Source organism: Bacillus sp. UNC69MF (assembly GCF_000746035.1).
In the GTDB taxonomy this organism is placed as follows: Bacteria; Bacillota; Bacilli; order Bacillales; family Bacillaceae; genus Bacillus; species Bacillus velezensis.
The window spans coordinates 268,225-280,632 of record NZ_JQKM01000003.1; the positions used below are offsets into that span (position 1 = coordinate 268,225).

10 protein-coding genes are annotated in these 12,408 nt (G+C 49.2%); 9 read left to right on the plus strand and 1 reads right to left on the minus strand.

Translation table 11 applies throughout. The features are described 5' to 3' along the window. Window positions 1–113 precede the first annotated feature (113 nt). The 3 genes from pruA (at window position 114) to BR62_RS0101315 (ending at window position 4,858) form a co-directional block, all read left to right on the plus strand. Window positions 114–1,661 carry an L-glutamate gamma-semialdehyde dehydrogenase gene (gene pruA, locus BR62_RS0101305; protein ID WP_015418463.1) on the plus strand — a complete coding sequence of 516 codons (1,548 nt, stop codon included), beginning with the start codon at window positions 114–116 and terminating at the stop codon, window positions 1,659–1,661. Window positions 1,662–1,732: 71 nt separating this feature from the next. Then, a complete protein-coding gene (locus BR62_RS0101310) occupies window positions 1,733–3,415 on the plus strand; it encodes a M20 family metallopeptidase (RefSeq protein ID WP_020957992.1) in 1,683 nt (560 codons plus the stop codon). A gap of 24 nt (window positions 3,416–3,439) precedes the next feature. Next, window positions 3,440–4,858 (plus strand): amino acid permease, encoded by a 1,419-nt coding sequence (locus BR62_RS0101315; RefSeq protein WP_032869421.1) that lies wholly within the window; start codon window positions 3,440–3,442, stop codon window positions 4,856–4,858. A 32-nt stretch (window positions 4,859–4,890) separates the two neighbouring features. Here BR62_RS0101315 and BR62_RS0101320 read toward each other — a convergent pair whose 3' ends face one another. Further along, on the minus strand, window positions 4,891–6,093 hold the full coding sequence (locus BR62_RS0101320; RefSeq protein ID WP_032869422.1) for a multidrug effflux MFS transporter: 1,203 nt from the start codon (window positions 6,091–6,093) through the stop codon (window positions 4,891–4,893). 222 nt (window positions 6,094–6,315) lie between these two features. Here BR62_RS0101320 and BR62_RS0101325 point away from each other — a divergent pair, with 222 nt between their 5' ends. From BR62_RS0101325 to BR62_RS0101350, 6 genes are all read left to right on the plus strand, one after another. Continuing rightward, entirely contained in the window at window positions 6,316–7,554 is a 1,239-nt protein-coding gene (locus BR62_RS0101325) for an MFS transporter (RefSeq protein WP_032869424.1), read from the plus strand. Between the two features lie 161 nt (window positions 7,555–7,715). Beyond that, window positions 7,716–8,330: a bacilysin biosynthesis protein BacA gene (locus BR62_RS0101330; RefSeq protein WP_015418458.1), complete on the plus strand. Its 615-nt coding sequence runs from the start codon at window positions 7,716–7,718 to the stop codon at window positions 8,328–8,330. Further along, window positions 8,320–9,030, plus strand: a complete 711-nt coding sequence (locus tag BR62_RS0101335) for a 3-((4R)-4-hydroxycyclohexa-1,5-dien-1-yl)-2-oxopropanoate isomerase (RefSeq protein ID WP_032869426.1) — start codon at window positions 8,320–8,322, stop codon at window positions 9,028–9,030. Before BR62_RS0101330 ends, BR62_RS0101335 begins: the two co-directional genes overlap by 11 nt. Continuing rightward, window positions 9,027–9,788 (plus strand): dihydroanticapsin 7-dehydrogenase, encoded by a 762-nt coding sequence (gene bacC, locus BR62_RS0101340; RefSeq protein ID WP_020957990.1) that lies wholly within the window; start codon window positions 9,027–9,029, stop codon window positions 9,786–9,788. The genes BR62_RS0101335 and bacC overlap by 4 nt, the downstream gene beginning before the upstream one ends. A gap of 17 nt (window positions 9,789–9,805) precedes the next feature. Next, complete coding sequence (locus BR62_RS0101345) at window positions 9,806–11,224, plus strand: alanine--anticapsin ligase (RefSeq protein WP_020957989.1); 1,419 nt, start codon at window positions 9,806–9,808, stop codon at window positions 11,222–11,224. After that, on the plus strand, window positions 11,221–12,402 hold the full coding sequence (locus tag BR62_RS0101350; protein WP_032869428.1) for an MFS transporter: 1,182 nt from the start codon (window positions 11,221–11,223) through the stop codon (window positions 12,400–12,402). Before BR62_RS0101345 ends, BR62_RS0101350 begins: the two co-directional genes overlap by 4 nt. Window positions 12,403–12,408 lie beyond the last annotated feature (6 nt).

Consider the following 12,408-nt stretch of genomic DNA (forward strand, 5'->3'; position numbering starts at 1 on the left):
CGTCCGCTTTCGGCAAAGATTTTCTTATTTTTATCACAAATTGCTATGCTGGTATGCTTCTTGCATCTTCATAAAGCGTGAGCACACATTACAAAATACGGGGAGGAATTCTAATGACAGTTTCATACGCACACGAACCATTTACAAATTTTCAGGAAGAGACAAATAAACAATCGTTTCAGGAAGCGCTGGCTTATGTGAATTCACAGCTCGGCAAGCATTATCCGCTTATCATCAACGGTGAAGCGATTGAAACGGATAAAAAGATCATTTCCGTCAATCCGGCAGATAAAAAAGAAGTGATCGGTTCTGTATCGGCCGCCGGAAAAGAACTTGCGGAAAAGGCCATGCAGGCTGCGCTGCAGGCATTTCAAACATGGAAAAAAGTACGGCCGGAACACCGCGCGAATGTGCTGTTTAAAGCGGCGGCGATCATCCGCAGAAGAAAGCACGAATTCTCCGCATATCTAGTGAAAGAAGCGGGAAAACCGTGGAAGGAAGCGGATGCGGATACGGCGGAAGCGATCGACTTTTTAGAGTATTACGCCCGTCAGATGCTGAAACTGAAAGACGGTTCCCCTGTAAAGAGCCGTGACGGAGAATATAATCAGTATCACTATGAGCCGCTTGGGGTGGGGATCGTCATCTCTCCATTCAACTTCCCGCTTGCGATTATGGCGGGAACGGCGGCGGCAGCCATCGTAACAGGCAACACGATACTGCTGAAACCGGCGGATGCGGCGCCTGTCGTGGCGGCGAAATTCGTTGAAGTGATGAAAGAAGCGGGCCTGCCGGACGGCGTGCTCCAATTCATACCGGGCGACGGAGGAGAAATCGGCGACTATCTGGTTGAGCATCCGAAGACGAGATTTGTGTCGTTTACAGGTTCCCGCGCGGTCGGATGCCGCATCTATGAACGCGCCGCAAAAGTACAGCCGGGCCAAAAGTGGCTGAAACGGGTCATTGCCGAAATGGGAGGGAAAGATACGGTGCTTGTAGACAGAGATGCTGATCTTGATCTTGCCGCTTCCTCAATCGTGTATTCCGCCTTCGGATTCTCAGGCCAAAAATGTTCAGCCGGTTCCCGTGCGGTCATCCATCAGGACGTCTATGATGAAGTTGTTGAAAAAGCCGTCGCTTTAACAAAATCACTCACCGTCGGAAGTCCGGAAGATTTTGATACATACATGGGGCCAGTCATCCACGAAGCATCTTATAATAAAGTCATGAGTTATATCGAAATCGGCAAAACAGAAGGAAAACTCCTGACGGGAGGCGAAGGTGATGATTCAAAAGGATACTTTATTCAGCCGACCATTTTTGCGGATGTTGATGAAAACGCCCGCCTGATGAAGGAGGAAATTTTCGGGCCGGTCGTCGCGATCTCAAAAGCCCGTGATTTCGACCATATGCTTGAGATTGCCAATAATACCGATTACGGACTGACGGGCGCTCTGTTATCGAAAACCCGCGCGCACATTGAACGCGCCCGCGAAGATTTTCACGTCGGGAATCTATACTTCAACCGCGGATGTACGGGAGCGATTGTCGGATACCAGCCGTTCGGCGGCTTCAATATGTCAGGAACCGATTCAAAAGCCGGAGGACCTGACTATCTGATTCTTCATATGCAGGCAAAAACAACGTCTGAAGCCTATTAATCTTTCGGAAATAGCGCGATGAAAAAGAGAGTCGCGCTATTTTCTCTATATGAGGGTAAGGAGGATGGAATATGTATCAGCAGCTCAGCAAAATGCTTCCGGAGGAGAAAATAGAAGCCATTACAAAATCACTGGTGGCGTTAAACAGCATCAACGGCACATTGGGAGAAGGAAAAAAAGCCGACTATATCAAAGATATGATCAAGAGCTTTCCCTACTTTCAGGAGAATCCGTCACATGTGTGGGAGCAGGCGATTCCTGAGGACCCTTACGGCCGCAAAAATATTTTCGCATTTATTGAGGGTAACGGCGAAAGCCTGAATACGGTCATTTATCACGCTCATCTTGATACGGTCGGCATCGAGGATTTCGGCCCTTTAAAAGATATCGCTTTTGATTCCGGCCGTCTCGCGGAGTATTTCTCAAACTATGAATTTGATCGGGATGTGCAGCGGGACGCCCGCTCAGGCGAGTGGATGTTCGGAAGGGGTTCGGTTGATATGCAGAGCGGTATTGCCGTTCATCTCGCCAATCTGCTTCACTTTTCTGAACGGCGCGATCAGCTGCCGGGCCATATTCTGTTCATGGCAAACCCGGATGAAGAAAGCCAGCATTCCGGCATTTTAACCAGCATTTCTGAATTAAAACGGCTGAAACAAGAAAAGCAGCTTCGTTATTTAGCAGCGATTAATAACGATTTTATCACCCCGCTGTATGAGGGTGACACGACAAGGTACATCTACACGGGCGCGGCAGGGAAGCTTTTGCCTTGCTTTGCGATTTACGGGCGGGAGGTGCATGTCGGTGATACGCTGTCCGGCATCGACCCGAATTTGATCGCGTCAGAAATCACCAGAAGAATTCACAACAATATTCATATGGCGGAAAACATTGAAGGGGAGCTTGTGCTTCCGCCGACCTGCCTGTACCAGCGTGACAACAAGGAAGCGTATAACGTGCAGACCGCCGTCAGCAGCTATGTCTATTTTAATTATTTTATTTACGAGAAAACCGCCAAAGAAGTCATGGATCAGCTGACCGCCGTGGCTGACGAAGCCTGCAAAGAGACAGAACGAAAATTATCTGATTATTACGACGAATACTGTGAGAGAACGAGCTTGCCGAAAAAAGAGATGTCATGGAACGTTCAAGTGTACAGTCTGGAAGATTACCTGAAAAGGCTGAGAAGCCGCGGAATAGACCCTGCACAGTGTATCGGGCAGGCATTTAAAACATATGAACATCTTGAACTGCGGATGAGATGCTTTAAAGCCGTCGAGGAACTGCAAAAACTCGATCCTGAGCAGGGAGCCAAGGTCATTATTTTCTATGCGCCGCCTTACCTTCCGCACAATTATCTGAAAGAAGAGAGCACACGGGACCGGCTTTTGCAGCATGTCATTCAAGAAGCGGTCGATAAAACAGCGGCGTCAACCGGAGAAACATTCGCCTTTAAAAAGTTTTTCCCTTATTTAGCGGACGGAAGCTTTTTATCGCTGCATGAAACAGACGAGGAGGTCTCCGCCTTTACCGATAATTTTCCGGGCTGGGATGTCATCGGGACGATTCCTTTTAAAGAAATCAGGGAATTGAATATTCCGTCGGTCAATATAGGGGTATACGGAAAGGACGGCCATAAATGGACGGAACGCGTGTACAAGCCGTACACATTCCATGTGCTGCCGGAACTCATTCAGCAGACGACAATGCACCTTTTGCACAGCTACCGATTAGACATACGCACAAATGGCTGACATAACGGAATAAGGGGGATGTATATGCAGGGAGATACCAATCAAACTGAATTGCAGCGCACGATGAAGGGCCGGCATTTGTTTATGATCGCCCTCGGCGGCGTGATCGGGACGGGGCTTTTTCTGGGCTCCGGTTTTACGATCAGTGAAGCGGGACCGATCGGCGCGATATTGGCTTATGTGATCGGCGGATTTTTAATGTATCTGGTGATGCTTTGTTTGGGGGAGCTCGCGGTCGCCATGCCGGTCGCAGGATCATTTCAGGCGTATGCCGCAAAGTTTCTCGGGCCGTCGACGGGTTTTACGATCGGGTGGATGTACGCATTCAGCTGGGCCAATACAGTGGGGCTTGAACTGACGTCGGCGGGGATTTTAATGCAGCGGTGGTTTCCGGCCGTTCCGATTTGGGTGTGGTGCCTGGTATTCGGCGTCGTCATTTTTTCCATTAACGCGCTGTCTGCGCGGAGTTTTGCGGAAATGGAATTTTGGTTTTCCAGCATTAAGGTCATGGCCATTGTATTGTTTATTATTCTCGGCTGCGCTGCGGTATTCGGCTTTGTCGGTTTTAACGGCGGGCAGACGGCTCCGTATCTGTCAAACTTTACGACGGACAAAGGGCTTTTCCCGAACGGTGCCCAAGCCGTGCTGTTTACCCTTGTCATGGTGAATTTTTCATTCCAGGGCACCGAACTGGTCGGAATCGCCTCGGGAGAAAGCGAAAATCCGGAAAAGACGCTTCCCCGCTCAATCCGAAACGTCATATGGCGGACGCTGTTTTTCTTCGTGCTGGCAATGTTTGTTCTCGTGTCCATTTTGCCGTACCAAACGGCAGGCGTCATCGAAAGTCCGTTTGTGGCTGTGCTGGATAAAATCGGCGTTCCTTATGCGGCTGATATCATGAACTTTGTCATTCTGACCGCCATGCTGTCGGTGGCGAATTCCGGGCTGTACGCTTCGTCCAGAATGATGTGGTCCCTATCAAAAACTAAGATGGGCCCCGCTTCTTTAACGAAACTGACGAAAAAAGGCGTGCCTCTGAAAGCTCTTTCCATCACCATCGCTATCTCCGGTTTATCCCTGCTGACAAGTGTATTCGCGGCTGAAACGGTGTATGTGTGGCTCATTTCCATCTCCGGTATGATTACCGTCGTCGCGTGGATGTCAATCTGCGCTTCACAATTCGTTTTCCGGAGACGCTTTCTCGCTGAAGGAGGAAATCTGAAAGACCTGGCATTTAAAACGCCTCTTTATCCGATCGTGCCGATTCTCGGATTTTCGGTTTACGGCCTTATCTTAATCAGTCTCATCTTTATCCCCGACCAGCGTATCGGTCTGTACTGCGGCGTCCCGCTGATGATCATCTGTTACGCGTATTATCACTTCGGTATTAAAAAACGCCTGAAGGGTGAGCCGGCTTCTTCGGAAAAAGGCGCTGCCGGATAAGAAAAAAAGCCCTCCGCAAAAAGCGGCGGGCTTTACTTTGTTTTTCGTTTGGCCGACAGCACATAGGATAGAACGGCAAAGAACTCAAAACCGAAAATGCTGACGGCCATCGGCCAGGCATTTTCTTCTCCGGCAATCCCGACAAGGGGAGCGGCAGCCGCACCGCCGATAAAGGGCAGGAGTCCGAGAAGAGCCGCAGCGCTTCCCGCGCCTTTCTCCTGTTTCTGCATAGCCAGAGAAAACCCTGTCGTCGTGACGATCCCGACAGAAGAAACAATGATGAATAAAGAAATGCAGACCGCCGTCAGGCCTAAACCAAACGCAAGTGATAAAAGCAAAGCGATGCTTCCGATGACGGCGATCAAAAGCCCGGAGACAAACAGCTTCCGTTCATCATGTGTTTTGGCCATCCGTCCGGTGATTTGGGTTGCGCATATGATTCCCGCACCGTTTACGGCGAACAGCAGGCTGAACATTTGCGCCGATACGCCGTAGATGTTTTGCAGTACAAACGGCGACCCGGCAATATATGCGAACATGCCGGTCATCACAAATGCCTGGCTGAGCGCAAATCCCATAAACATCCGGTCGCCAAGCAGGCCGCGAAACGTCATCAGCGTCTCCCGGAGTCCGCCGCTTGTCCGCTTTTCCGGCGGGAGTGATTCAGGCAACGCCGTAAGCACGGCGGCAGTAATGATACAGCCGATCACCGCCAGCACGACAAATACGATTTTCCAGCCGGCAAACTGAAGGATAAATCCCCCTGTAATCGGCGCTAAAATCGGTGCCGCCCCATTGACGAGCATCAGTAATGAGAAAAAAGCCGTCAATTCTTTTCCGGAATACATATCGCGTGCGGACGCCCGTGCGATGACGATTCCGGCCGCCCCGGTGAATCCTTGAATAAACCTCATGACAATTAAAAACGAAACAGAAGGGCTGAAGGCGCATAATAAAGAAGACAGCGTATAAAGCAGCAATGACAGAATGAGCGGCTTCCGGCGCCCGATCATATCACTGAGCGGCCCGACAACGATCTGCCCGACCGCCAGCCCCAAAAGACAAAACGTCAGGCTCAGCTGCGCAAGTGACGCTGTCGTATGAAGATCGGCCGCCACTTCAGGCAAAGCGGGCAGATACATATCGAGCGAAAGCGGCCCGAATGAAGCGAGCGTCCCGAGAATCAGTACCATGCCGAGGCCTGCGCGGGCGGCCTTTGAATCAGCGTTATTCATTTCATGACCCCCACCTTAACAAATGATTCTATCACTATAGCATAACCGGACGGCGTATTTTATATCATTTATTGAATACAAACTAAATATTTTATTTAAAATCTGAATGTAAATAAAAAAACAGAATTAGTTTTCATGTGAAATGTAAAATGAAACATAAGGATGCTAAACTATAAAACAACAAAAGGTAGAAAAGTTTTACGGAAGAGGTGTTCAAAGAGCATGAACAGCAAACAAACCGATCACATCGAAACGAAACGCCGATTTCCGATCTGTCTCGCGCTTGCTTTGACATTAGGCGTATTTGCCGCCGGTTCTGAAGAGCTGGTGATTTCTCCGCTGCTTCCGGATTTAGCGCGGGCATTCAGCTCGGATGTCAGTGTGCTGGCGCTTTCCATCAGTATTTACGGAGTGATGATTTTTATCGGTGCGCCGCTTCTCGTTCCGCTGGGCGATAAATATTCCCGGGAACTCAGCCTGATGGCGGGGCTGCTTATATTTACGGCCGGCACGGTGATCTGCGCGCTGGCGCACAATCTCTTTTTCTTCTTTCTGGGCAGGGCGCTTTCCGGGCTTGCGGCGGGTGCGTTTGTGCCGACAGCTTATGCGGTGGTCGGCGACCGTGTGCCTTATGCGTACCGCGGCAAGGTGATGGGTCTGATCGTGTCAAGCTGGTCGCTCGCTTTGATTTTCGGCGTTCCGATCGGCTCTTTTATCGGCGGCGTTTTAAATTGGCGGTGGACGTTTTGGATTTTCGCCCTCATGTCTGTCCTCGTTGCTTCGCTCATTTTCATTGAGGCGCGCCGCAGCACGGCGGATGGGGATAAAACAGAAGAGGAAAACGGCCGGCAGGCAGGCACTTTCCGGGATGCGCTGAAGGTGCCCCGTGTCCCTGTATACCTCACGATCACTTTTTGCAACATGATCGGTTTTTACGGCATGTATTCCTTTCTCGGCACATATCTTCACCGCGTGCTGCCGGGGGGGAATACAGCTTCAGGGCTGCTGATCATGGTGTACGGAGTCGGTTTTTCCATGAGCGTGTTCACCGGAAAAATCGCAGATAAGGCGGGGAAAATGCGCTCTTTGATCGCGGCATTGGCCGTGATCAGCATATGGCTTTCCTGTCTCGCCTATGCGCCGTCATCAATGCCGTTTTTGGTCATCGGGTTATTCGTCTGGGGATTGATGCAAAGCCTGACGGTGACCTTGCTCAGCACCATTTTAAGTGATTGCTCACAGAGCCGCCGGGGCAAAATCATGGCATTTTACAGCCTGGCGTCCAATTTGGCCGTCACCTTGGGTTCTGCTGTCATGGGTCCGGTCTATGTCGGATACGGATATGCAGCTGTTGGATTTATCTGTGCGGCCGTCACCCTCATCGGCTTTGTCCTCAGCGTTTTCGCATACAGAAGGTATGAGAAATATGAGCATCAGGCCGACCAATCATTGTATCGGTAAAATAAAGTTTCTATAATTTTGTAAATGTTAATTTTTAGCACCCTATTTCATAGGGTGTTTTCTAATATATAGGAATAATTATCAATATTTTCAAATAATATTGACAGCTTGAACATCTATGGATAATATTTACTTAAAATTTAACAGATTGGTTGGTGCTCATGATTATATTGGATAATAGCATTCAAACGAAAAGCAAGGCTTATTCAATATCTAAACTGATTACGATCAACACGCTCGGTCCTGAAGGGACAAGCAGTGAGTACGCAGCAAAAAACTTTATCACCAATTTTACCCTTCTCCAAGGGGTGAACAGTAAATTATCACTGCATGATACATTTGAATCGTGCATTGAAAAAACGCTTCAAAGTCCGCTGGAATACACAATTGTGCCTCACGCGTATGACGGCATTAAGCACTTCTACATGAGACCGGATCTGCAGCTTCTGCAAATTTTCAGGTGCGACACCCCGATGTACGGCCTGGCTGTCCGGCCCGGTTTTGAATATACGGATGACATGCTTGATCAGACTGTCATCGTATCCCACCCGTCTCCTATCAATTTGATTAAGTATTTTACCCGTAAAGATGTCACGTTTGATCTGGTGAACTCAACGAGCGCAGCCGCGAAAAGAGTGAAGGACGGTTTGTCCGACATCGCGCTGACAAATGAGCTGGCCAGACAAAAGTACGGCCTTCACTTTGTCAAAACATTTAAAAGCATTCCCATGAGCTGGTCATTATTCGGAAAAGGAGAGATTCATGATGAAAACTGAACAAGATTTGCAGGAACTTTATTTCCCGACGCCTAAATTAATAGAATGGGATAACGGAGTAAGACAATATTCGTCCGTCAGAGGAGATACGGAAGTTCTGCTTTCTTACGTTCCGCCGCATACAAACGTGGAACCGCATCAGCATAAGGAAGTCCAAATCGGCCTTGTCGTTTCCGGCGAGCTGTCCATGACTGTCGGAGATGTCACAAGAAAGATGACAGCGCTGGAATCAGCCTATATCGCGCCTCCTAATGTGCCTCACGGCGCAAGAAATGAGACGGATCAAGAAGTGATCGCCATTGATATTAAACGCCTGAAAGCCGGTGAAACCTACACAAGCCCTGAAGATTATTTTTTGAATATTTTTAAAACGAGAGACTTATTGCCCGGTATGGAAGTCACGTTCTTCGTGGAAGACTGGGTGGAAATCATGCTTGCCAACATTCCGGGCAACGGGGGAGAAATGCCGTTCCATAAACACCGCAATGAACAGATCGGCATCTGCATCGGCGGCGGCTATGATATGACCATTGAAGGCTGCAAAGTGGATATGACATTCGGCACAGCTTATTTCTGCGATCCGAGAGAAGATCACGGCGCCATCAACAGATTTGAAAAAGATTCAAAATCAGTCAATATCTTTTTCCCTCCGCGCTATAACAGAGCAAAAGCGAAAAAATTAGAGGCGGAAGAGTCATGAACCTGACGGATAAAACCGTCCTCATCACAGGGGGCGCATCAGGCATCGGTTATGCCGCGGTTCAGGCGTTTCTGAATCAGCAGGCGAATGTGGTCGTCGCGGATATTGATGAGGCGCAGGGAGAAGCGATGATCAGGAAAGAAAACAATGACAGGCTGCATTTTGTGCAGACGGATATTACAGATGAGCCGGCATGTCAAAACGCCATCCAGTCAGCGGCGGACAAGTTCGGCGGATTGGACGTGTTAATCAATAACGCCGGCATCGAAATTGTCGCCCCGATTCATGAGATGGAGCTGAGCGATTGGAACAAGGTGCTCAACGTCAATCTGACGGGCATGTTTCTTATGAGCAAGCACGCGCTCAAGTATATGCTCAAAAGCGGCAAGGGCAATATCATTAACACGTGCTCCGTCGGAGGAGTCGTTGCATGGCCCGACATTCCCGCATATAACGCCTCTAAAGGCGGCGTATTGCAGCTGACGCGTTCGATGGCTGTCGATTACGCCAAACACAACATCCGCGTCAATTGCGTGTGCCCGGGAATCATTGACACACCTTTGAATGAAAAGTCGTTCCTTGAAAACAACGAAGGCACGCTTGAAGAAATCAAAAAAGAAAAAGCGAAAGTCAATCCGCTGCTGAGACTCGGCAAGCCTGAAGAAATAGCGAACGTCATGCTGTTTCTCGCGTCGGATTTATCAAGCTATATGACCGGAAGCGCGATCACCGCAGACGGTGGATACACCGCACAATAGAGAAGGAGTGTTTACATATGGAGAGAAAAACAGTATTGGTTATCGCTGACCTTGGGGGATGCCCGCCGCATATGTTTTACAAAAGCGCAGCCGAAAAATACAACCTCGTCAGCTTTATTCCAAGGCCTTTTGCAATTACAGCCTCTCATGCGGCATTAATTGAAAAATACTCGGTCGCGGTCATAAAAGATAAAGACTATTTTAAGAGTCTGGCTGATTTTGAGCATCCCGATTCGATTTACTGGGCTCATGAAGATCATGACAAACCTGAGGAAGAAGTAGTCGAAGAAATCGTCAAGGTGGCCGGCATGTTCGCGGTTGACGCCATTACGACCAACAATGAACTGTTTATCGCTCCGATGGCAAAAGCGTGTGAACGTCTCGGCCTGCGGGGAGCGGGCGTACAGGCCGCTGAAAATGCCAGAGATAAAAACAAAATGAGAGCCGCTTTCAACCGGGCCGGCGTCAAGTCTATCAAAAACAAACGGGTGACGACGCTGGAAGATTTCCGCGCCGCGCTTCAGGAAATCGGAACGCCGCTCATTCTAAAGCCTACATATCTGGCGAGCTCCATCGGCGTGACGCTCATCAAAGAGAGGGAAACGGCAGAAGCCGAATTTAACAGAGTCAATGAATACCTGAAGTCGATTAACGTACCGAAAGCGGTCACGTTTGAAGCGCCGTTTATCGCGGAAGAATTTTTGCAGGGCGAGTATGACGACTGGTACGAAACAAGCGGTTATTCCGACTATATCAGCATAGAAGGCATCATGGCCGACGGAGAATACTTCCCTGTCGCAATTCATGATAAAACACCGCAAATCGGATTCACGGAGACATCGCATATTACGCCGTCCATCCTGGATGATGACGCGAAGCGGAAAATCGTCGAAGCAGCCAAAAAGGCGAATGAAGGACTCGGCCTCGAAAACTGCGCAACACATACAGAGATTAAATTAATGAAAAACCGGGAAGCCGGACTGATTGAATCAGCGGCACGATTTGCGGGCTGGAACATGATTCCGAATATTAAAAAGGTCTTCGGCGTCGATATGGCGCAGCTGTTATTGGATGTTCTCTGTTTCGGAAAAGAAGCCGATCTGCCGAAAGGATTATTGGAGCAGGAGCCATGCTATGTCGCCGACTGCCACTTGTATCCTCAGCATTTCAAAGAAAACGGCCAGCTGCCTGAGACGGCTGTCGATTTCGTCATTGAAAGCATTGACATTCCCGGCGGCGTCTTAAAGGGAGACACCGAAATCGTTTCTTTCTCGGCGGCCGAGGCGGGTACATCCGTGGATCTGCGGCTGTTCGAAGCGTTCAACAGCATTGCGGCGTTCGAGCTGAAAGGAAGCAATTCGGGTGACGTGGCCGAATCAATCAAACAAATTCAGCAGCAGGCGAAGCTGACTGCAAAGTATGCGTTACCGGTATGAAACAGCTGAAACCGAACTCTAAGTATTTGCTTTTCGGGCAGGCGCTTTCGTTTATGGGAGACTATTGCGTTCTCCCGGCTCTGCTCATTTTGTCTACATACTATCACGACTACTGGGTGACGTCCGGCGTCATCGCGGTCCGCAGTATTCCGATGGTGTTTCAGCCGTTTTTAGGCGTGCTCGTGGACCGGCTCGACAGGGTGAAAATCATGCTGTGGACGGATGTGATCAGAGGCGTCATCTTTTTGGGGCTGACATTTCTCCCGAAAGGCGAATATCCGCTGCTTTTTCTGGCGCTGCTGTTTGTTTCTTACGGAAGCGGCGTGTTTTTTAACCCGGCACGTCTCGCGGTCATGTCGTCTTTAGAAGCGGATATTAAAAATATCAACACTTTGTTTGCAAAAGCCACGACGATTTCGATTATTGTCGGCGCTGCAGCCGGCGGACTTTTTCTGTTAGGCGGTTCTGTGGAGCTTGCCGTCGCGTTTAACGGGGTGACCTATCTTGTCTCCGCGTTTTTCATCAGCCGCATTAAGCTTCAATACGTGCCGATTCAGTCAGAAAACGTTAGGGAAGCTTTTCAGTCGTTTAAAGAAGGCCTGAAGGAAATCAAAACAAATGCTTTTGTGTTAAACGCCATGTTCACGATGATTACGATGGCGCTTTTGTGGGGTGTCGTCTACAGCTATTTCCCGATTGTCAGCCGCTTTTTAGGCGACGGAGAAATCGGCAATTTCATCCTGACGTTCTGTATCGGCTTCGGCGGCTTTATCGGCGCCGCTCTTGTCAGCAAATGGGGCTTTAACAACAATAAAGGGCTGATGTATTTTACAGTGTTATCGATCATCTCGCTTGCGCTGTTTTTGTTTACCCCGATTTTCGCCGTGTCAGTCATTGCCGCCATTCTTTTCTTTATCGCAATGGAATACGGTGAGGTGCTGGCGAAGGTCAAAGTTCAGGAGAACGCGGCGAACCAGATTCAGGGCCGGATTTTTTCGGTGGCGGAGGCCTCCATCGGATTGTGCATCGCCGTCGGTTCCATGCTGATCAACATTGTAGACGCGGCAGTCATCATGGCGTTTATCGTCCTTTTGGTCAGCGGGCTGTTTCTGCATACAAAACTGGTCAATAAATCCTTTTCAGAACGGAATAACGAATCAGAGCAAATTCATTTATAAGGAGCC

What these genes read in the sequence shown, in the direction of transcription:
- pruA (WP_015418463.1), top strand. Translation starts at nt 114, where the DNA reads ATGACAGTTTCATACGCACACGAACCATTTACAAATTTTCAGGAAGAG.
- BR62_RS0101345 (WP_020957989.1), top strand. Translation starts at nt 9,806, where the DNA reads ATGGAGAGAAAAACAGTATTGGTTATCGCTGACCTTGGGGGATGCCCG.
- bacC (WP_020957990.1), top strand. Translation starts at nt 9,027, where the DNA reads ATGAACCTGACGGATAAAACCGTCCTCATCACAGGGGGCGCATCAGGC.
- BR62_RS0101315 (WP_032869421.1), top strand. Translation starts at nt 3,440, where the DNA reads ATGCAGGGAGATACCAATCAAACTGAATTGCAGCGCACGATGAAGGGC.
- BR62_RS0101320 (WP_032869422.1), bottom strand. Translation starts at nt 6,093, where the DNA reads ATGAATAACGCTGATTCAAAGGCCGCCCGCGCAGGCCTCGGCATGGTA.
- BR62_RS0101325 (WP_032869424.1), top strand. Translation starts at nt 6,316, where the DNA reads ATGAACAGCAAACAAACCGATCACATCGAAACGAAACGCCGATTTCCG.
- BR62_RS0101330 (WP_015418458.1), top strand. Translation starts at nt 7,716, where the DNA reads ATGATTATATTGGATAATAGCATTCAAACGAAAAGCAAGGCTTATTCA.
- BR62_RS0101350 (WP_032869428.1), top strand. Translation starts at nt 11,221, where the DNA reads ATGAAACAGCTGAAACCGAACTCTAAGTATTTGCTTTTCGGGCAGGCG.
- BR62_RS0101335 (WP_032869426.1), top strand. Translation starts at nt 8,320, where the DNA reads ATGAAAACTGAACAAGATTTGCAGGAACTTTATTTCCCGACGCCTAAA.
- BR62_RS0101310 (WP_020957992.1), top strand. Translation starts at nt 1,733, where the DNA reads ATGTATCAGCAGCTCAGCAAAATGCTTCCGGAGGAGAAAATAGAAGCC.